We start from the raw sequence: 16,140 nt of genomic DNA, 5'->3' as shown, positions 1-16,140 counted from the left end.
GCCCACCGGTTCAGCCGCGGTCGGTCGCGGTCAGCCGGGTGCGCAGGGCCCGTTTGTCGATCTTCCCGATGGCCGTCAGCGGGAGGTCCGTGACGACGTCGACGCGGTCGGGGAGTTTGTAGGCGGCCAGGCCGCGTTCCATCAGGAACGCGCGCAGCGTCTGCACGGTCGGCGCTCGTGGGCCGGCCGGGACGATCACCGCGCAGATCCGTTCCCCTCCTCCGCTGGGGTCGGGGAGGCCCACCGCGGCGCAGCGCCGCACTTCGGGATGGGCGGCCACTTGGCCCTCCACCTCCTCGGCGGACACGCTTTCGCCGTTGCGGTCGATGGTGTCCTTGACCCGACCCTCGACGATCAGGTGCCCGGAGGGCAGTTGACGGACCAGGTCGCCGGAGGCGTAGTAGCCGTCGTGGGTGAACGCGGTGGCGTTGACCTCGGGGGCCCGGTAGTAGCCGCGCAGGGTGTACGGGCCGCGGACGAGGAGTTCACCGACCTCGCCGGGCGCGACCGGGCGGCCCGTGGGGTCCACGATGCGCAGTTCGTCGTCCTCGCTGAGCGGCCTGCCCTGGGAGCGGGCCACCAGGTCGGGGGTGTCCGCGGAGCGGGTGTAGTTGAGCAGCCCCTCGGCCATGCCGAAGACCTGTTGCACGGCGCAGCCCAGGGCGTCGGGGACGGACCGGGCGAGGTCGGCGGAGAGTTTGGAGCCTCCGGCCTGTAGGACGCGCAGGCTGGAGAGGTCCGCGGGGTCCCATTCCGCGGCGTCGATCCACAGGGGGATCAGCGGCGGCACCAGTGCGGTGTGGGTGACCCGTTCTGATGCGATGAGGGGGAAGGCGTCCCCCGGGTCGGGGGAGGGCGCGAGCACCACTCGGCCGCCGACCGCGAGGGTGCCGAGCATGCCGGGGCAGGCCAGGGGGAAGTTGTGGGCGATCGGCAGACAGGCCAAGTACACCGTGTCGGCGTCGAGTTCGCAGGCCTCGGCGCTCGCCCGGGCGTTGTAGCCGTAGTCGTTGTGGGTGCGCGGGATCAGTTTGGGCACCCCGGTCGTGCCACCGGACACCAGGAGCAGTGCGAGGTCCGTGGGGTCCGGCTCGGGCAGCTCGCGCGGTGCGGCGTCGACCTCGGCGAGGGCGTGGAACGGGCCGGGCTCCCCGTCCACCAGGACGTACCGCAGTGCGGGGGCCTGCGCCTGGATGTCCGCGGCGAGTTGACGATAGTCGAAGCCGCCGTGTTCATCGGCGATGACGTACGCGACGGCGCCGGACAGTCGGGCCAGCTGACCGATCTCGGTGCTGCGGTGTGCGGGCAGGGTCAGTGCGGGGACGGCACCGAGGCGTAACAGGGCGAAGAGGAGCACGGGGAACGCGGCGTTGTTGGGCAGCTGGACCAGGACCCGGTCGCCGGGCCGGATGCCGAGTTCCGCGAGGCCCGCCGCCATCCGGTTAGCGCGTCGATCGAGTTGACGGTACGTCAGCCGGGTGGTCCCGGCGGTGATCGCGGTGCGGTCGGCGTACCGCGTCGACCATTCGCGCAGCAGGGCGCCGAGGGTCCGTCCGTCCCAGTGGCCGGCCGCGGTGTAGCGGGCCGCGAGTTCTTCGGGCCAGGGGGTCAGCCCCGAGGGACGGGGGGTGGGGGTCGGGGGGGTGTGTGACGTCACGTGGGCTCGACTCTCCTGGTCCGGGGGGCGGTTCACGCTCCGCACGGGCGCCTGGTCGTCAGCGCGTGCGCGCCCCAGGCGCACTGGGCGGCATCCACAAACTGGCACGGTTAGGTTAACCTAACCACCGTCGTTGCACACCTCCCGTTGCCGAGGGTCCCCGGGACGGCCGTCCGGGCCGTTCTCCCTGTCGTTCGGCTTCGGGCCCATGGATCAGTGCCCTTCTCGGCCCACTGCCGACGCCCGCAACTCCCCTCACACGACGTGTTAGGAAGATGCCGCTTCATGCTGTCCATCGACGACCTCCGCGATGTGGTCACCGACCTGCTCGGCGGCGATACCGAGCCGCCCGGTGACCACGACAGCCTCATTGAACTCGGCCTGGACTCACTGAAGCTGATGGGAGTGGCGAACCGACTGCGCCGCTCGGGCATCGACGTGGGATTCGCCGATCTGGCACGCCGGCCGACGCTCGCGGAGTGGAACGCCCTGCTGGCCGGGGCTCCGGGCACGGACCCGCCCACCGATCCGCCGCAGCCCACCGGGGGGCCGGCACCGGGACCGCTCCCGTCTAGTGCCGTGGCGGCCGCGGGCGGTACGGAGCCGTTCCCGCTGGCTCTGATGCAGCACGCCTACTGGGTGGGTCGGGGCGGCTCCCAGGCCCTGGGTGCGGTGGCCGCCCACCTCTACACCGAGTTCGACGGGACCGGTGTCGACCCCGATCGTCTCGGGGTCGCCGTGGCCGCCCTGATCGACCGCCACCCGATGCTGCGCGCCCGTGTCCTCGACGACGGCCGGCAGGTGATCGGGCCCCGGGCGCACGACGGTCGGCTCCCGGTCCTCGACCTGCGCGGAGCGACCCCCCAGGAGGCGGAGCAGGAGGCCGACCGGCTCCGGGACCGTCTCTCCCACCAGATGCTGGACGTCGCCGCGGGTCGGATGATCGACGTCCGGGTGACCCTGCTGCCCGGTGGCCGCACCCGGGTCCACGTGGACGTCGACATGCTCGCCGCCGACGCCCGCAGCTACCGCGTGCTGCTCGCCGATCTGGTGCACCTCTACGAGCAACCCGACGCCCCGTTGCCGCATCTGGGCTACGACTACGCCCGGTACCTCGCCGAGCGCCGCGCCGAACCGCCCCGCGAGCGGGACGTCCACTGGTGGCGGGACCGGTTGGGCGTCCTGCCCGGCGCCCCCGAGTTGCCCACCCGTCCCGGGTCGGGCAGCGGGAGCGGCGGCCGGGTGACCCGCTTGCACCACTGGCTCGACCCCGAACGGCGCACGGCGCTCACGGCGCGGGCCCGGGCGCACGCGGTGACCCCCGCGGTCGCCGTCGCCACCGCCTTCGCCGAGGTGATCGGCGCCTGGAGCGGTGAGCCCCGCTTCCTGCTGAACGTCCCCCTCTTCGACCGACGGCCGCTGCACCCCGATGTGGACCTGCTCGTCGGCGACTTCACCGGCTCCGTCCTGCTCGACGTCGACCTCACCGAGCCGGGCACCTTCACCGACCGGGCCAGGGACACCCAGGAGCGGATGCACGCGGCGGCGGCCCACTCCTCGTACTCCGGCATCGAGGTCCTGCGTGACCTCTCCCGGGACCGGGGCGCGCAGGTCCTCGCCCCGGTCGTGTTCACCAGTGCCCTCGATCTCGGCGAGCTCTTCGGTGACGAGGTCGAAGCCTGCCTCGGCGAGCCGGTGTGGATCGTCTCCCAGGGACCGCAGGTGCTCCTCGACGCCCAGGTCACCGAGGTGCACGACGGGCTGCTCGTCAACTGGGACGTGCGCTCGGACGCCCTTCCCGAAGGCAGTGCCGAGGCCATGTTCACGGCCTTCACGGCCTTGATCGACCGGATCGCGGACGGCACCGCCTGGGACGTTCCGGTGGGGCCGCTGGTCGCTCCCGACCGGGTGACCGTCCGCGCCGAAGCCAACCGCACCGACGGCCCGCTCCCCCGACACCCCCTGCACCACGCCTTCTTCGCCCGTGCCCGGATCGCGCCCGACGCCCCGGCCGTGCTGTCCGGCGACGCCCCCGCCCTCGGCTACGGCCGACTCGCCGAGCGGGCGCTCCGGGTGGCCGGGGCGCTGCGCGAGCACGGGGTGCGCCCCGGTGACGCCGTCGCCGTCAGCCTGCCCAAGGGCCCGGACCAGGTGGTGGCGGTGCTCGGGGTCCACGCGGCGGGGGCGCACTACGTGCCGATCGGCGTGGAGCAGCCGCCCGTCCGGGCCGCGGCGATCCGCGACGGGGCGGGCGCGGCCCTCGTCATCGCATCCGCCGGCGGCCCCGGGGCGTTGGCTCTCCACGAGGCCGCCCGATGGCCCCGCCCACTGCCCGAGCCGGTGTACGCGGCACCGGACGAGATCGCGTACCTGCTGTTCACCTCCGGTTCCACCGGTCGGCCGAAGGGGGTCGAGGTCTCCCACCGGGCCGCCGCCAACACCCTCGCTGACCTCGTCGAACGGCTGGGGATCGGACCCGCGGACCGCACGCTGGCGCTGTCCGCCCTCGACTTCGACCTCTCGGTCTTCGACGTCTTCGCCCCCCTGTCGGTCGGTGGCGCCGTCGTCACCGTGGACGAACGGTCCCGCAAGGACGCCGCCGGCTGGGCCGACCTGGTGCGCGAACACGGTGTCACCGTGCTGAACTGCGTGCCGGGGCTGCTGGACATGCTGCTGACCGCCGCCGAACGCACGCCGCTCGGCGGCTCGTTGCGGGCGGTGCTCCTCGGCGGTGACTGGGTGGGGGTGGACCTGCCGGTCCGGCTGCACGACCGGGTCCCCGACTGTCGCTTCCTCGCACTCGGCGGCACCACCGAGACCGCCGTCCACTCGACGGTCCAGGAAGTGACCGGTGGGCAGGTGCCGGCCCACTGGAGCAGCGTTCCCTACGGCAGGCCGCTGCGGAACGTCCGCTGCCGGGTCGTCGACGTCCAGGGCCGGGACCGTCCCGACTGGGTGGCGGGCGAGCTGTGGATCGGCGGCGCCGGGGTCGCCGACGGCTACCGGGGCGACCCGGAGCGCACCGCGGACCGGTTCCCGGTCCGGGACGGCGTGCGCTGGTACCGCACCGGTGACCGGGCCCGCTACTGGCCGGACGGGACCCTGGAGTTCCTCGGCCGGGCGGACGACCAGGTGAAGGTCCGCGGGTTCCGCATCGAACTGGGAGAGGTCGAGGCGGCGTTGGCCGCCCACCCCGCGGTGCGCCGGGTCTCCGCCCTGGTGCTGCGCGACGGTCCCGCCCCCCGGTTGTGCGCGGTCGTGGCGACCGGCACCACGCCGACCGCTGCCGCCGAACTGCGGGACCTGGCCGCGCAACGACTGCCCGCCCCCATGCTGCCCGACGTCCTCGCCGTCGTCGCCGAACTGCCGCTGACGGCGAACGGCAAGGTGGACCGGCGGGCGCTGCGGGCGCTCCTGGCCGCCGAGCGGGCGGCCGGCGGTGGGGGTGAGGCCGCCAGGACCGCCCTGGAGGAGGTCATCGCCCGGGTCTGGAGCCGGGTGCTCGACACGGGGACGCCCGGGCGGGACGAGGACTTCTTCTCGCTCGGCGGCGACTCCGTCCTCGCCACTCGTGTCGTCGCGCTGCTGCGTGAGTACCTGGACACCGAGGACGTCACGGTGCACGACGTGCTGTCCTCCCTGACCGTCGCGCGGCTCGCCCGTGCGCTGGCCGCCCGGGACACGGACGGGGGTCGGTGGGAGGTCGTCGCGGAACTCTTCCTGGAGATCGAATCCCTGTCCGAGGAGGAACTCGACGCCCGGTTGGCCTCGACGGCGGGGCACGACGGCGACCTCGCGGAGTCCGATCGTGGCTGAGCAACCGAGGGGCACGCGGGCCCCGGACCCCGAGACTTGGTTCCGTCGCTACGTCCCCCGGCCGAAGGCCGCGGCCCGAGTGGTGTGCTTCGGCCCGGCGGGCGGGTCGCCGGCGTTCTACCGGGACTGGGCCAGGGCCGCACCGTCGGAGGTCGAAGTGCTGTCGGCGGTGCTGCCGGGACGCGAAAGCCGTGTGTCGGAGCCCCCGTTGACGTCGATGACGGCGCTGGCGGACACCGCGACGGCCGCGCTCGTGCCCTGGCTGGACCGGCCGACCGTCCTGTTCGGGCACAGCATGGGTGCTTCCCTCGCCTTCGAGGTGACCCGCAGGCTGGAGGCCCGCCCTGGCCCCCGACCGACGGCGTTGTTCGTGTCGGCCCGGCCCAGCCCCCGCCGGCTCCGGGAGTTCCCGTCGCCGGTGGCCGACTACGACGACGAAGCCATCGTCGCCTATCTGCGCGAACGCGGCGGCACCCCCGACGCACTCCTCGACGACCCCGACGTACGGGAGTTGATCCTGCCGCCGTGCCGGGCCGACTTCCAGGTGATCGGAGGGTACGCACCCGATCTGGACCGGCCCCGGATCGACACCCCGCTCCGGGTGCTCCTCGGGGCGCTCGACCGGGGCGTGCCGGTGAGCGACGGGTCCCGTTGGGAAGAGGTCGCCGCCCGGTTCCGCGGCACCCGGGTGTTCGCCGGTGGTCACTTCTACCTCCTCGACGACCCGCCGTGGGTACTCGACCACGTCCTGCGGGCCCTGCGCAGCGAGACGGCCGCGGCCCGCGCCCCGAGGTCCGCTCCCCCGCCCGGCGCACCCCTCGGAACGCCCCGTCCCACCGGACCGATCGGCTCCGGGAAAGGAAGTGAGGCCGTGCGGACCCAGGCCCGCGCCCACCACGAACGTCGCATCGCGCTGACCGGCGAGCCGCTGAACACCGCGGCGGCGCTGTCGGCGACGTCCCACGAGGACCACGTCCTGTACGAGGACCGGGGCGCCGTCGGTTGGGCCGAAGGCGCGCACGCCCGGGTCACCGTGCACCCCGACCGGACGGTCCTCGCCCTGCGCGGCCCCGGTCGGGACGCCGACGCCGCGGGCGCGTCAACGGTGTTCCCCACCGACGGCGGGGTGCTCCGGACGCTCGACCGGGCCTTGGCCGCCGTCCCCGTGCGGAACTGGCGGGCCTACGGTTGGGCCGCGTTCGAGCTGAGCTATCCGCTGCACGGGTTGCCGCCCGTTCCCGGGGACGCGCCCCTGGCGCACCTGGTGGTGCCGGACCGGGAGGTACGCCTCGACGCGGGCACGGCGCTGCTGCGTTGCCTCGATCCGGACGAGCTCGACGCCCTGGAGCGGCGCGTCCGTGCGGCCGCTGCCCTCGGCGGCGCGATCGGCGGCACCGCGCGGGTGACGGTGGACATCGAGCAGCACGGCGCCGACGCGTACCGGGCGTCCGTGGCCGCGGCGGTGCGGGAGATCCGCGCCGCACGTCTCACCAAGGTGATCCTGTCCCGGACCGTGCCGGTCACCTCGCCGGTCGATCTGCCCGCCACCTACGTGGAGGGGCGTCGGGGCAACGATCCGGCGCGCTCCTTCCTGCTGCGGCTCGGCGGCTGGGAGGCGGCGGGGTTCAGTCCCGAGATCGTCACCCGGGTCACGGGGGACGACCGGGTGGTCACCGCCCAGCCGCTGGCCGGGACCCGCGCCCTGGAGGGCGATCCCGAGGCGGACCACGACCGTCGGGCCGAGTTGTACCGCGATGCGAAGGAGGTGTTCGAGCACGCGATGTCGGTCCGGTTGGCGGCCGAGGAGCTCCACCGGGTCTGCTCTGCGGAGAGCGTCACCGTCGACGACTTCATGTCGGTGAAGGAACGGGGCAGCGTCCAGCACCTCGCTTCCCGTCTCTCCGGCACCCTGGCGCCCGGGCGCACCGCGTGGGACGCCGTGGGTGCGCTCTTCCCCGCCGTCACCGCGTCCGGCATCCCCAAGGCCGAGGGGTGTGCCCTGATCCGGCGCAGCGAGCCCGGGCCCCGCGGTCTTTACAGCGGTGCGGTGCTGACGGTGGACGCCGACGGGACCATCGACGCGGCGCTGGTGCTGCGGAGCGTGTACCGCCACGAGGGGCGGACCTGGTTGCGGGCGGGGGCGGGCGTCGTCGCGGACTCCACGCCGGAGCGGGAGTTGGAGGAGACCCGGGAGAAGCTGCGGAGCGTGTCGGGGTTCCTGGTCCCGGCCGCGGACGCCCCGTCGGGCGGTGCCCGCGGGGCCCGTGACCTGGACGAGCAGTCCGCGGCGCTGACCGGCTGAGCACCGGCGTCGGGCGCCCCTGGTGCGGCGGGGCGCCCGGGGCACGGACTCCTTCGACCGCGGCCGGGGGCTGCCCGCGGCAGACGCCGACAAGCACCGACGAGCGCCGGCGGTCCGCAGGGCCGCGGGCGCTCCCGACGCGGTCAGTGGTGCTGGGCCACCGGCTGCGGGGCCTCGGAACCGTCGTCAGGCGTGGGGTGCGCGGCGGCCGACCCCGCCCGGCGCAGCACGGTCAGGGCGATTCCCGCGGTCACCGCGGCGAGCACCGCGCAGACCACGGCAACGGTGTTGAGCCCCGCCGTGTACGCCTCCCCCGCGGCGGACAGCACCTGTTCGCCCAGCGCCGGGGGCAGTGTCTCGGCTGCCGCCAGTGCCCCCTCGATGCTGCTGCCCACGGCCTCGGCGGCTTCCTCCGGTAGGCCTTCGGGGACGGTGATCTGGCCCTGGTAGACCGCCCCGCCGAGGCTGCCGAGCCCCGCCAGGCCGAAGGAGACCCCGAACTCCCCGCTCGTCTCCGACATCGAGGCGGCGGACCCCGCCTTCTCCGGCGGCGCGGAGCCGACCACGAGGTTGGTGCCCAGGGCGCCGATGGGACCGGTGCCCATGAAGGCGACGACGAAGCCCGTGAGGAGCAGCGGGAGTCCGGCGACCGGGTCGACGAAGACGAGCAGGGCGTAGCCGACGGCCGTGACGACGAGGCCGGTCCCGATGATGACTCCGATCGGGAACCGCTTGGCGAGTGTGGGGGCGAGCATCGCGGTGACCACGGAGACCAGCGCGGAGGGCACCATCCACAGTCCGGCTTCGAACGGGGAGAGCCCTTCGACCATCTGGAGGTACCCGGTGATGAACAGGTAGCTGCCCCCCATGGTGATCATGGCCAGCATCAGGATGAGGAGCGAGGCCGTGAAGGCGCCCTGTCGGAACAGGGTCAGGTCCAACAGCGGTGCGGAAAGCTTGTGTTGGCGTGCGACGAACAAGAAGCCGATGGCGAGCCCGACCGCGATGGCGAGCGGCGGGAGCAGCCCCCACCCCTCGCGGGCGATCTCCTTGAGGCCGTAGATGACGGGGAGGATGGCGCCGAGCGAGAGGACCACGCTGGGCAGGTCGATCCGACCGGCATCGGGGTTGCGGTACTCCGGCAGCACGAACGGCGCCGTGACGAGCAGCAGCACCATCACCGGGACGCCGAGCACGAACACGGAGCCCCACCAGAAGTACTCCAGCATGATCCCGCCGACCACGGGCCCGAGTGCGGTGCCGCCCATGAAGCAGCAGGCCCACACGGCGATGGCCCGGCCGCGCTGGAGCGGGTCGCGGAAGAGGGTGCCGATCAGGGCCAGGGTGGACGGCATCAGGGTGGCGGCGGCGATGCCGAGCAGGGCGCGGGTGACGATCAGCATTTCGGCGCTGGTGGAGAACGCGGCCAGCAGGGAGGCCACGCCGACCACGACGGCCCCGCCGGTGAGCATTTTGCGGCGGCCGATGCGGTCGCCCAGGGTGCCCATCGTCACCAGGAACCCGGCGATCATGAACCCGTAGATGTCCATGATCCACAGCGTTTGGTTGGCGCTGGGGTCCAGGGACTCCGCGAGGTGCGGGAGGGCCAGGAACAGCACGCTCTGGTCGAGGGAGATCAGCAGGGTGGGCAGCGCCAGGACGGCGAGGCCGGCCCATTGTCGTGGCCCTGCCTTCTCCGGGACCTGCGTGGGGACGGTGGAGGGCATGGTCTTCCTTTCCGGGCACGGTCCGTCGAACGACGGCCGGCCGTCAGGGGCGTGAGGTGTTCCCGGTGCCGCCGGGAGGCGGCCCGGTGGGGGCGCGCGGGCAGGCGCCGCCGTCCCGAGGACGACAGGTGAGGTCAGACGGGGAACGGCCGTCGTTCCCGGGCTTCCCGTAGGGCCCGGCCCCACCAGGTGAGTTGGTCCAGCAGCGCCTCGGCAGCCGCCTCCGCGTCGGGGTCGGTGGGGCGGCCCTGCCCGTCGAAGCGGTCGTCCGGGCCGACGAAGGCGACCGTGTCGCGGACGGTGGCGGCGTGCAGCGCGGAGAAGATCTCCCTCAGGTGCGACACGGCGCGCAGCCCGCCCGACGGCCCGCCGTAGCTGACGAAGCCGACGGGCTTGGCACGCCATTCGTCGACGTACCAGTCGATCGCGTTCTTGAGGGGCGCCGGGATGCTGCCGTTGTGCTCCGGGGTCACGATCACGAAGGCGTCCGCGCCGGCCAGCCAGGGGGCGAGGTCGCGGACCGCGGGCGGGGGCGGGGCGCCGGTCCGATCCGGGTGGACGTCGGGGAGCCACACCTCGGCGAGGTCGATCACGTCGACCTCCAGCCCTTCGCGGGCCGCGGCCAGCGCCGCGATCCAGCGGGCCGGGGTGGGGCCGAAGCGATGGGCGTGCACGCTGCCGATGATGACGGTCAGGCGCAGACCGCGTTCGGTGGTGTCGGACGGGGCGGTCATGTCGGTTGCCTCGCTCTCTTCGTGTTCCGGCACCGACCGTGCCGGTGGCCCCTCTCGGTCCGCTCCCGGTCCGCTCTCGGTGCCGGACGGTTCGCCCGGGGGCCGCTCCCGGCCGGTTCCCGAGGGCGGAGCGCGGCCCTGAGCATGGGTTAGCGTGAGGCCATGCGTTTCGGGGTGCTCGGTCCACTGGCCGTGTGGACATCGGACGGGCGACCGGTACAGGTCCCCGAACTCAAGGTCCGCGCGCTACTGGCGTGTCTGCTCACCCACCGCGACGGCCCGGTTTCCGCCGACCGGTTGATCGACGACCTGTGGGGGGACCGGCTACCGCGCCGTCCCGCGGCAGCGCTCCAGAACAAGGTGTGGCAGCTGCGTCGGGCGTTGGAGGGCGCCGAGCCCGGTGGCCGGGACCTGGTCGTGTCGCTCCCGGCCGGTTACCGGCTGCACACCGGTGCGCCTTCCCCGAACGACACGGACGGCACGGGCAGCGCCCGGTGTCCGGACCCCGTGCACACCGTGGACGCTGATCAGTTCGACGCCCTGACGGACTCTGCGCGGGCCACCGAGGACCCGGCCGCACGGGCCGCCCTGTGGGCCGAGGCCCTCGCGCTCTGGCGGGGCCCCGCCTACGGGGACTTCGCGGACGAGGAGTTCGCCCGTGCCGTCGCCGCCCGGCTCACCGAGCAGCGGCTGACCGCATGGGAGGAACAGGCCGAAACCCGGCTCGCCCTGGGGGAACACGTCTTGGTGGCAGACGAGTTGGGCGATCTGACCCAACGACATCCGCTACGGGAGCGGCTGCGCTCCGCGCATGTGCGGGCGCTGTACCTGGCCGGCCGGCAGAGTGCCGCGCTCGCCGGCTACACGGAGTTGCGGGAGCGGCTGGCCGACGAGTTGGGGGTCGATCCGAGCCCTCCGCTGGTCGCGCTGCACCGGGCGATCCTCAGCCAGGACCCGTCGCTGACCGCGGCGCCCGCACCGGTCACCACCGCGGCCAGGCCACCGGCCCGGCTCCCCGGCGGACTGACCGAGCTGGTCGGTCGGGACGCGGCGGTACGGGAACTCGACGGGGTCCTCGCCGCCCACCGGTTGGTCACGCTCACCGGGCCCGGCGGGGTCGGCAAGACCCGGCTGGCATGGGCGGCGGCCGCCCGCTCGGCCGCTGCGGACCCCGGTGGGGTGCGGCTGGCCGACCTCGCCGCCCTGCCGCCCGCGCACGGAGCGGACGACACCCGGGCACTGGAGTTGGTGGCCGATGTCGCGGGGGTCCGCGACGACGTCGCCACGCCGGGCGACCGGCCGCGGTCGCTGGCCGATCGGGTGGCCCACGCCTTGGGCGACCGGCCCTCCCTGCTGGTCCTCGACAATTGCGAACACGTCGTCGAACCCGTGGCCGACCTGGTGGGCCGGCTGCAGACGGCGCTGCCCGGGCTACGGGTCCTGGCGACCAGTCAACTCCCGTTGGGGGTGCCCGGGGAACGCCTCCAGGAGGTGCCGCCGCTGGCCGAACCGGACGCGGTGGCCCTCTTCGCGGCCCGTGCGGCGGCCGTCGCCCCGTTCGTGCTCGACGCCACCACCCGGGAGGAGGTCGCCGCGATCTGTCGGCGGCTCGACGGGATACCGCTCGCCGTGGAGATGGCCGCCACCCGGGTGCGGGTGCTGGGCTTGAACGAGCTCGCGGCCCGACTGGACGACCGCTTCCGACTGTTGGCCTCCGGGGTGCGCGGCGCCCCTCCGCGCCAACGGACCCTGCGGGCGGTCATCGATTGGAGCTGGGAGCTGCTCGGTGAGCGGGAGCGCACCGTCCTCACGCGCCTCGCCGTGCACGCCGACGGCTGCGACCTGCCCGCCGCGGAAGCGGTCTGCCCGGCCGGCGGCGTGGACCGTCACGATGTGCTCGACCTGCTGACGCGGCTGGTGGACGGGTCGCTGGTCGTGGTGCGCGACGGCACCGACGGGCCCCGCTACCGACTGTTGGAGTCGGTGGCGGCGTACTGCCTCGACCGGCTCCGGGCGGCGGGCGAGCTGGCCGGGCTCCAGGAGCGGCACCGCGACCACTACACCCGCCTGGCCGAGCGCGCCGCACCCCATCTGCGGGGCCACGGCCAGCGGGAGTGGCTGCGCCGCCTGGACACGGAGAACGCGAACCTGCGGGCGGCGCTGGAGGGCGCGGTACGGGACGGCGACGGCGAGCGCGCGCTGCGGTTGGTGAACGCCCTGGGCTGGTACTGGTACCTGCGGGGCCGTCACCGGGAGGCCGAGCGCGCACTGACCCGGGCCCTCGCGGTGCCGTACCCGACCGACGGACGCCCCGGGGAGCGGGCCGCGCGCATCGCCCGGGCGAGCGCGCTGCTGGGCGGGGTCCGCCTCGCGCTGGGCGGCACCGCCGACCCGGCGGCCGAGTACCGGACGGCCCTGGCGCGGTTCGAGGACGTGGACGACCCCGCGGGGTTGGCGTGGTCCCGCTGGTTCCTCGGCCTGAACCTGTACGGCATCACCGATGCGACGCCGAGCGAGGAGCTGATCACCGGGGCGCTGGGCGAGTTCCGTGCGATGGGCGACCGGTGGGGCACGGCGGCGGCGCTCGCGAGCCAGGCGTGCCAGGCGAAGTTGCGGGGCCGCTTCGGCGTGTTGCGCGGTCTCGGCGAACAGAGCCTGCGGGTCTTCACGGAGTTGGGGGACGCCTGGGGCCAGGTGCAGTCCCTGGTCCCGCTCCAGACCCTCGCGGAGGTGACCGGCGACTACGCGAGCGCCGGCCGGTTGCACCGGGAGGCCCTGCGCCTGGCGGAGGACCTGGGGCTGTGGCGGGAGGTGTCCTTCCAGCTCTCCGGGCTCGGGCGGATCGCGCTGCTCACCGGTGACCTGCCGTTGGCCGCCGAGTACCACGGGCGGGCGCGGCGGCTCGCCGTGGAGCAGTCGGACGGGATGAGCGAGCAGTACGCGGAGACGGGGCTCGCGATGGGGGCGCGCCGCGCCGGCGACCTCGACGCCGCGGAGGCGGGCTTCGACCGGGTCCTCGTCCTGCACCGTCGGCTCGGCTACGAGCCCGCCCGGCCGCCGCTGATCCTGGCGGAACTGGGCTTCGTCGCGGAGGCGCGGGGGGACCGGGACACGGCCCTGCGGCTCCATGCGGAGGGCCTGGCCACCGCCCGGGGCTCGGGTGATCCGAGGGCGCTGGCGCTGGGCCTGGAGGGGCTGGCCGCCGCGCGTTCGCTGTTCGGGGACGTCGAGGAGGCCGCTCGGCTGCTGGGCGCCGCCGACGCGGCCCGCTGCGCCGTGGGCGCGCCCCTGCCGGACGGCGAGCGGGGCGACGTGGACCGGGTCGGCGCCCGGGCGCGGCGGGCCCTGGGGGCGGACGGCTTCGCCGCCGCGTTCGCGCGGGGTCGTTCCCCGGACCCCGACAGTGCCCTGGGCGACCTCGTGCCGTCGCCCTGAGGGCACGGGGCGTCGGCCCGGGGTCGGCCGCCGGTGCTCGTCAGGCCGGGTCGGTGGTGGGGCGTGTCGGCAGGGTCACGGGAGCGACCGGGCATAACCCGACGACCCTGTTCGTTGACCATTCAACGACATCGTTAGGGTGGACGCACCCGCCGTCAACGGCGCACCCACACCTCCAGGGGAGGCAGCACCATGGCCGACTATGGGCACGAACTGGAGTTCGGCTCGTTCCTCACCCCCAGCACCCGTGACCCCCGGGGCGTGGTGGACCTCGCCGTCCTCTCCGAGGAGGTCGGCCTCGACCTCGTCACCTTCCAGGACCACCCCTACAACCCCGGGCTGCTCGACACCTGGACGCTGCTGAGCTGGGTGGCCGCACACACCCGGCGCATCCGCGTGGGAAGCAACGTCACCGGTGTGCCGCTGCGCAACCCCGCCGTCCTCGCCCGCACGGCGACCAGCCTGGACCTGCTCTCCGGGGGCCGGCTGGGCCTCGGACTGGGGGCCGGCGCCTTCTGGGAGGCCATCAGCGCCATGGGCGTGCCCGCCCTGACGCCCGGACAACGCGTCACGGCGCTCGGCGAGGCGATCGACATCATCCGGGGGATCTGGGACACCGACGAACGAGGTCCCCTGCGCGTGGCGGGAGGGTTCCACTCGGTGGACGGCGCCAAGCGCGGCCCCGCCCCGGCCCACGACATACCGATCTGGCTGGGTGCCTACAAGCCGCGGCTGCTGCGGATGGTCGGCGCCAAGGCCGACGGGTGGCTGCCCAGTCTGAGCTACCTCGGCTCGCCGACCGTGTCCGAGAGCAATGCCCTCATCGACGAGGAAGCCGAGCGCGTCGGCCGCGACCCCCGGGAGATCCGCCGGCTGCTCAACATCAGCGGTGCCTTCGGCCCCTCCTCAGGGCAGCTCCAGGGTCCGCCCGAGCAGTGGGTGGAGGAGCTGCTGCCGTTCGTCCTGGAGGACGGCTTCAGCACCTTCGTCCTCGGCTCCGACGACCCGCGCGTGCTCTCCGTCTTCGGCCGGGAAGTGGCCCCGGCCCTGCGCGAGGCGGTCGCCGCCGAACGGGCCTCTTCCGGCACGGCCGTCAGCGGACGGATCCGGCCGGCCGCCGCCCTGGCCCTGCGGCACGACGGCATCGACCACGACGCGGTGCCCGACTCCCTCGCCGAGCGGGCCGTGGAACCGGGGGACCGCGCCTACGAGAACGTGCGGTCCACGTACCTGTGGCGGGGTGCACCGGGACTCGTCCTGCGGCCCTCCACCGCCGACCAGGTGGCCGACGCGGTCCGCTACGCCCGGACCCAGTCCGTACCCCTCTCCGTCCGCAGCGGCGGCCACGGCATCAGCTCACGGTCCACCAACGACGGCGGAATCGTGATCGGTCTCGGCGCGCTCGACCAGGTGACCCTGCTGGACCGCGAACGCCGTCTGGTCCGGGTCGGAGCCGGCGCGCGCTGGGGCGAGGTCGCGGCGAAGCTCGCCCCGCACGGTCTGGCCATCAGCTCCGGCGACTCCGGTGGGGTGGGCGCGGGCGGGCTCGCGACGACCGGCGGGATCGGCTTCCTCGCCCGCTCGTACGGCCTCACCATCGACCACGTCAAGGCCGTCGAAGTGGTCCTCGCGGACGGCCGACGGGTGACCGCCGACGCCGACCACGAGCCCGATCTGTTCTGGGCGCTACGGGGCGCAGGAGCCAACATGGGCGTCGTCACCTCGTTCGACATCGAGGCGACGGAACTCGATGACGTGGTGCTCGCCGTCTTCGCCCATGACGCGTCCGACCTGGCGGGCTTCCTGGGCGCCTGGGGCGCACTGGTCGAGGCGAGCCCCCGGGAGCTGACCCCGTTCCTCACCGTCGTCCGGCAGCGCGGACAGGTGATCGGCCAGACGTACGCCCTGTGGGCGGGCGACGACACCGAGGCCGCGGTCGCGGCGCTGGAGCCCTTCCTCGGCATCGCCCCCGTGCTCCAGCAGCAGGCCCAGCTCGTACCGTACTCGGGGGTCGTCGCCCCCGGACGCACCGTGCACCGCGGCGAAGGCGGCCACCGCATGCGCTCCGCGCTCGTCGACCACCTCGACGAAGGGGTCACCCGGACCGTGGCCGGGATGTTCGAGGACGGCGGCACGGGCTACTTCCAGATCCGCTCCGTGGGCGGCGCCGTCAACGACACGCCCGCCGACGCGACCGCCTACGCCCACCGCAGCCAGAACTTCGCCCTCTCCGCGATGCTGCGCGGGTCTGCGGGCGGTCACGCGGACGACGCCTGGAACGCGCTGGGTGCCACGGGTCTGTATCTGAGCTTCGAAACCCATGAGCACGCCACCGCCCTGACCCGGGCCTACCCCCCGGCGACGCTCGGCCGACTGCTGCGGATCAAGCACGCCTACGATCCGGACAACGTGTTCCACGCCAACTTCCCGGTCCTGCCGGCCTGATCCCCTCCACGGGCCGGCGTAGGC

7 protein-coding genes are annotated in these 16,140 nt (G+C 74.2%); 4 read left to right on the top strand and 3 right to left on the bottom strand.

The features are described 5' to 3' along the window. Nucleotides 1–10 precede the first annotated feature (10 nt). A complete protein-coding gene (locus ACFV88_RS14435) occupies nucleotides 11–1,657 on the bottom strand; it encodes a (2,3-dihydroxybenzoyl)adenylate synthase (RefSeq protein WP_385490305.1) in 1,647 nt (548 codons plus the stop codon). A gap of 285 nt (nucleotides 1,658–1,942) precedes the next feature. On the opposite strand from ACFV88_RS14435, the gene ACFV88_RS14430 reads away from it, so the two are divergent. Beyond that, nucleotides 1,943–5,473 (top strand): amino acid adenylation domain-containing protein, encoded by a 3,531-nt coding sequence (locus ACFV88_RS14430; RefSeq protein ID WP_385490302.1) that lies wholly within the window; start codon nucleotides 1,943–1,945, stop codon nucleotides 5,471–5,473. After that, nucleotides 5,466–7,775 (top strand): salicylate synthase, encoded by a 2,310-nt coding sequence (locus tag ACFV88_RS14425; RefSeq protein WP_385490300.1) that lies wholly within the window; start codon nucleotides 5,466–5,468, stop codon nucleotides 7,773–7,775. The genes ACFV88_RS14430 and ACFV88_RS14425 overlap by 8 nt, the downstream gene beginning before the upstream one ends. Nucleotides 7,776–7,918: 143 nt before the next feature. Here the strand turns inward: ACFV88_RS14425 and ACFV88_RS14420 are convergent, their stop codons facing one another. Both ACFV88_RS14420 and ACFV88_RS14415 read right to left on the bottom strand, forming a co-directional pair. Beyond that, entirely contained in the window at nucleotides 7,919–9,502 is a 1,584-nt protein-coding gene (locus ACFV88_RS14420; protein ID WP_385490297.1) for an MFS transporter, read from the bottom strand. 134 nt (nucleotides 9,503–9,636) lie between these two features. Beyond that, nucleotides 9,637–10,236 carry an NADPH-dependent FMN reductase gene (locus tag ACFV88_RS14415; protein ID WP_385490294.1) on the bottom strand — a complete coding sequence of 200 codons (600 nt, stop codon included), beginning with the start codon at nucleotides 10,234–10,236 and terminating at the stop codon, nucleotides 9,637–9,639. Between the two features lie 162 nt (nucleotides 10,237–10,398). Here ACFV88_RS14415 and ACFV88_RS14410 point away from each other — a divergent pair, with 162 nt between their 5' ends. Further along, a complete protein-coding gene (locus ACFV88_RS14410; protein ID WP_385490291.1) occupies nucleotides 10,399–13,671 on the top strand; it encodes a BTAD domain-containing putative transcriptional regulator in 3,273 nt (1,090 codons plus the stop codon). Nucleotides 13,672–13,863: 192 nt separating this feature from the next. Next, a complete protein-coding gene (locus tag ACFV88_RS14405; RefSeq protein WP_385490288.1) occupies nucleotides 13,864–16,116 on the top strand; it encodes an LLM class flavin-dependent oxidoreductase in 2,253 nt (750 codons plus the stop codon). Nucleotides 16,117–16,140 lie beyond the last annotated feature (24 nt).

Source organism: Streptomyces sp. NPDC059816 (assembly GCF_042732055.1).
GTDB lineage: Bacteria > Actinomycetota > Actinomycetes > Streptomycetales > Streptomycetaceae > Streptomyces.
The sequence above is the reverse complement of the archived record's forward strand: the minus strand, read 5'-3'. Positions and strand labels throughout refer to the sequence as shown.

Coding starts and splice junctions, on each gene's coding strand:
- ACFV88_RS14430 (WP_385490302.1), top strand. CDS start 1,943: ATGCTGTCCATCGACGACCTCCGCGATGTGGTCACCGACCTGCTCGGC.
- ACFV88_RS14420 (WP_385490297.1), bottom strand. CDS start 9,502: ATGCCCTCCACCGTCCCCACGCAGGTCCCGGAGAAGGCAGGGCCACGA.
- ACFV88_RS14415 (WP_385490294.1), bottom strand. CDS start 10,236: ATGACCGCCCCGTCCGACACCACCGAACGCGGTCTGCGCCTGACCGTC.
- ACFV88_RS14410 (WP_385490291.1), top strand. CDS start 10,399: ATGCGTTTCGGGGTGCTCGGTCCACTGGCCGTGTGGACATCGGACGGG.
- ACFV88_RS14405 (WP_385490288.1), top strand. CDS start 13,864: ATGGCCGACTATGGGCACGAACTGGAGTTCGGCTCGTTCCTCACCCCC.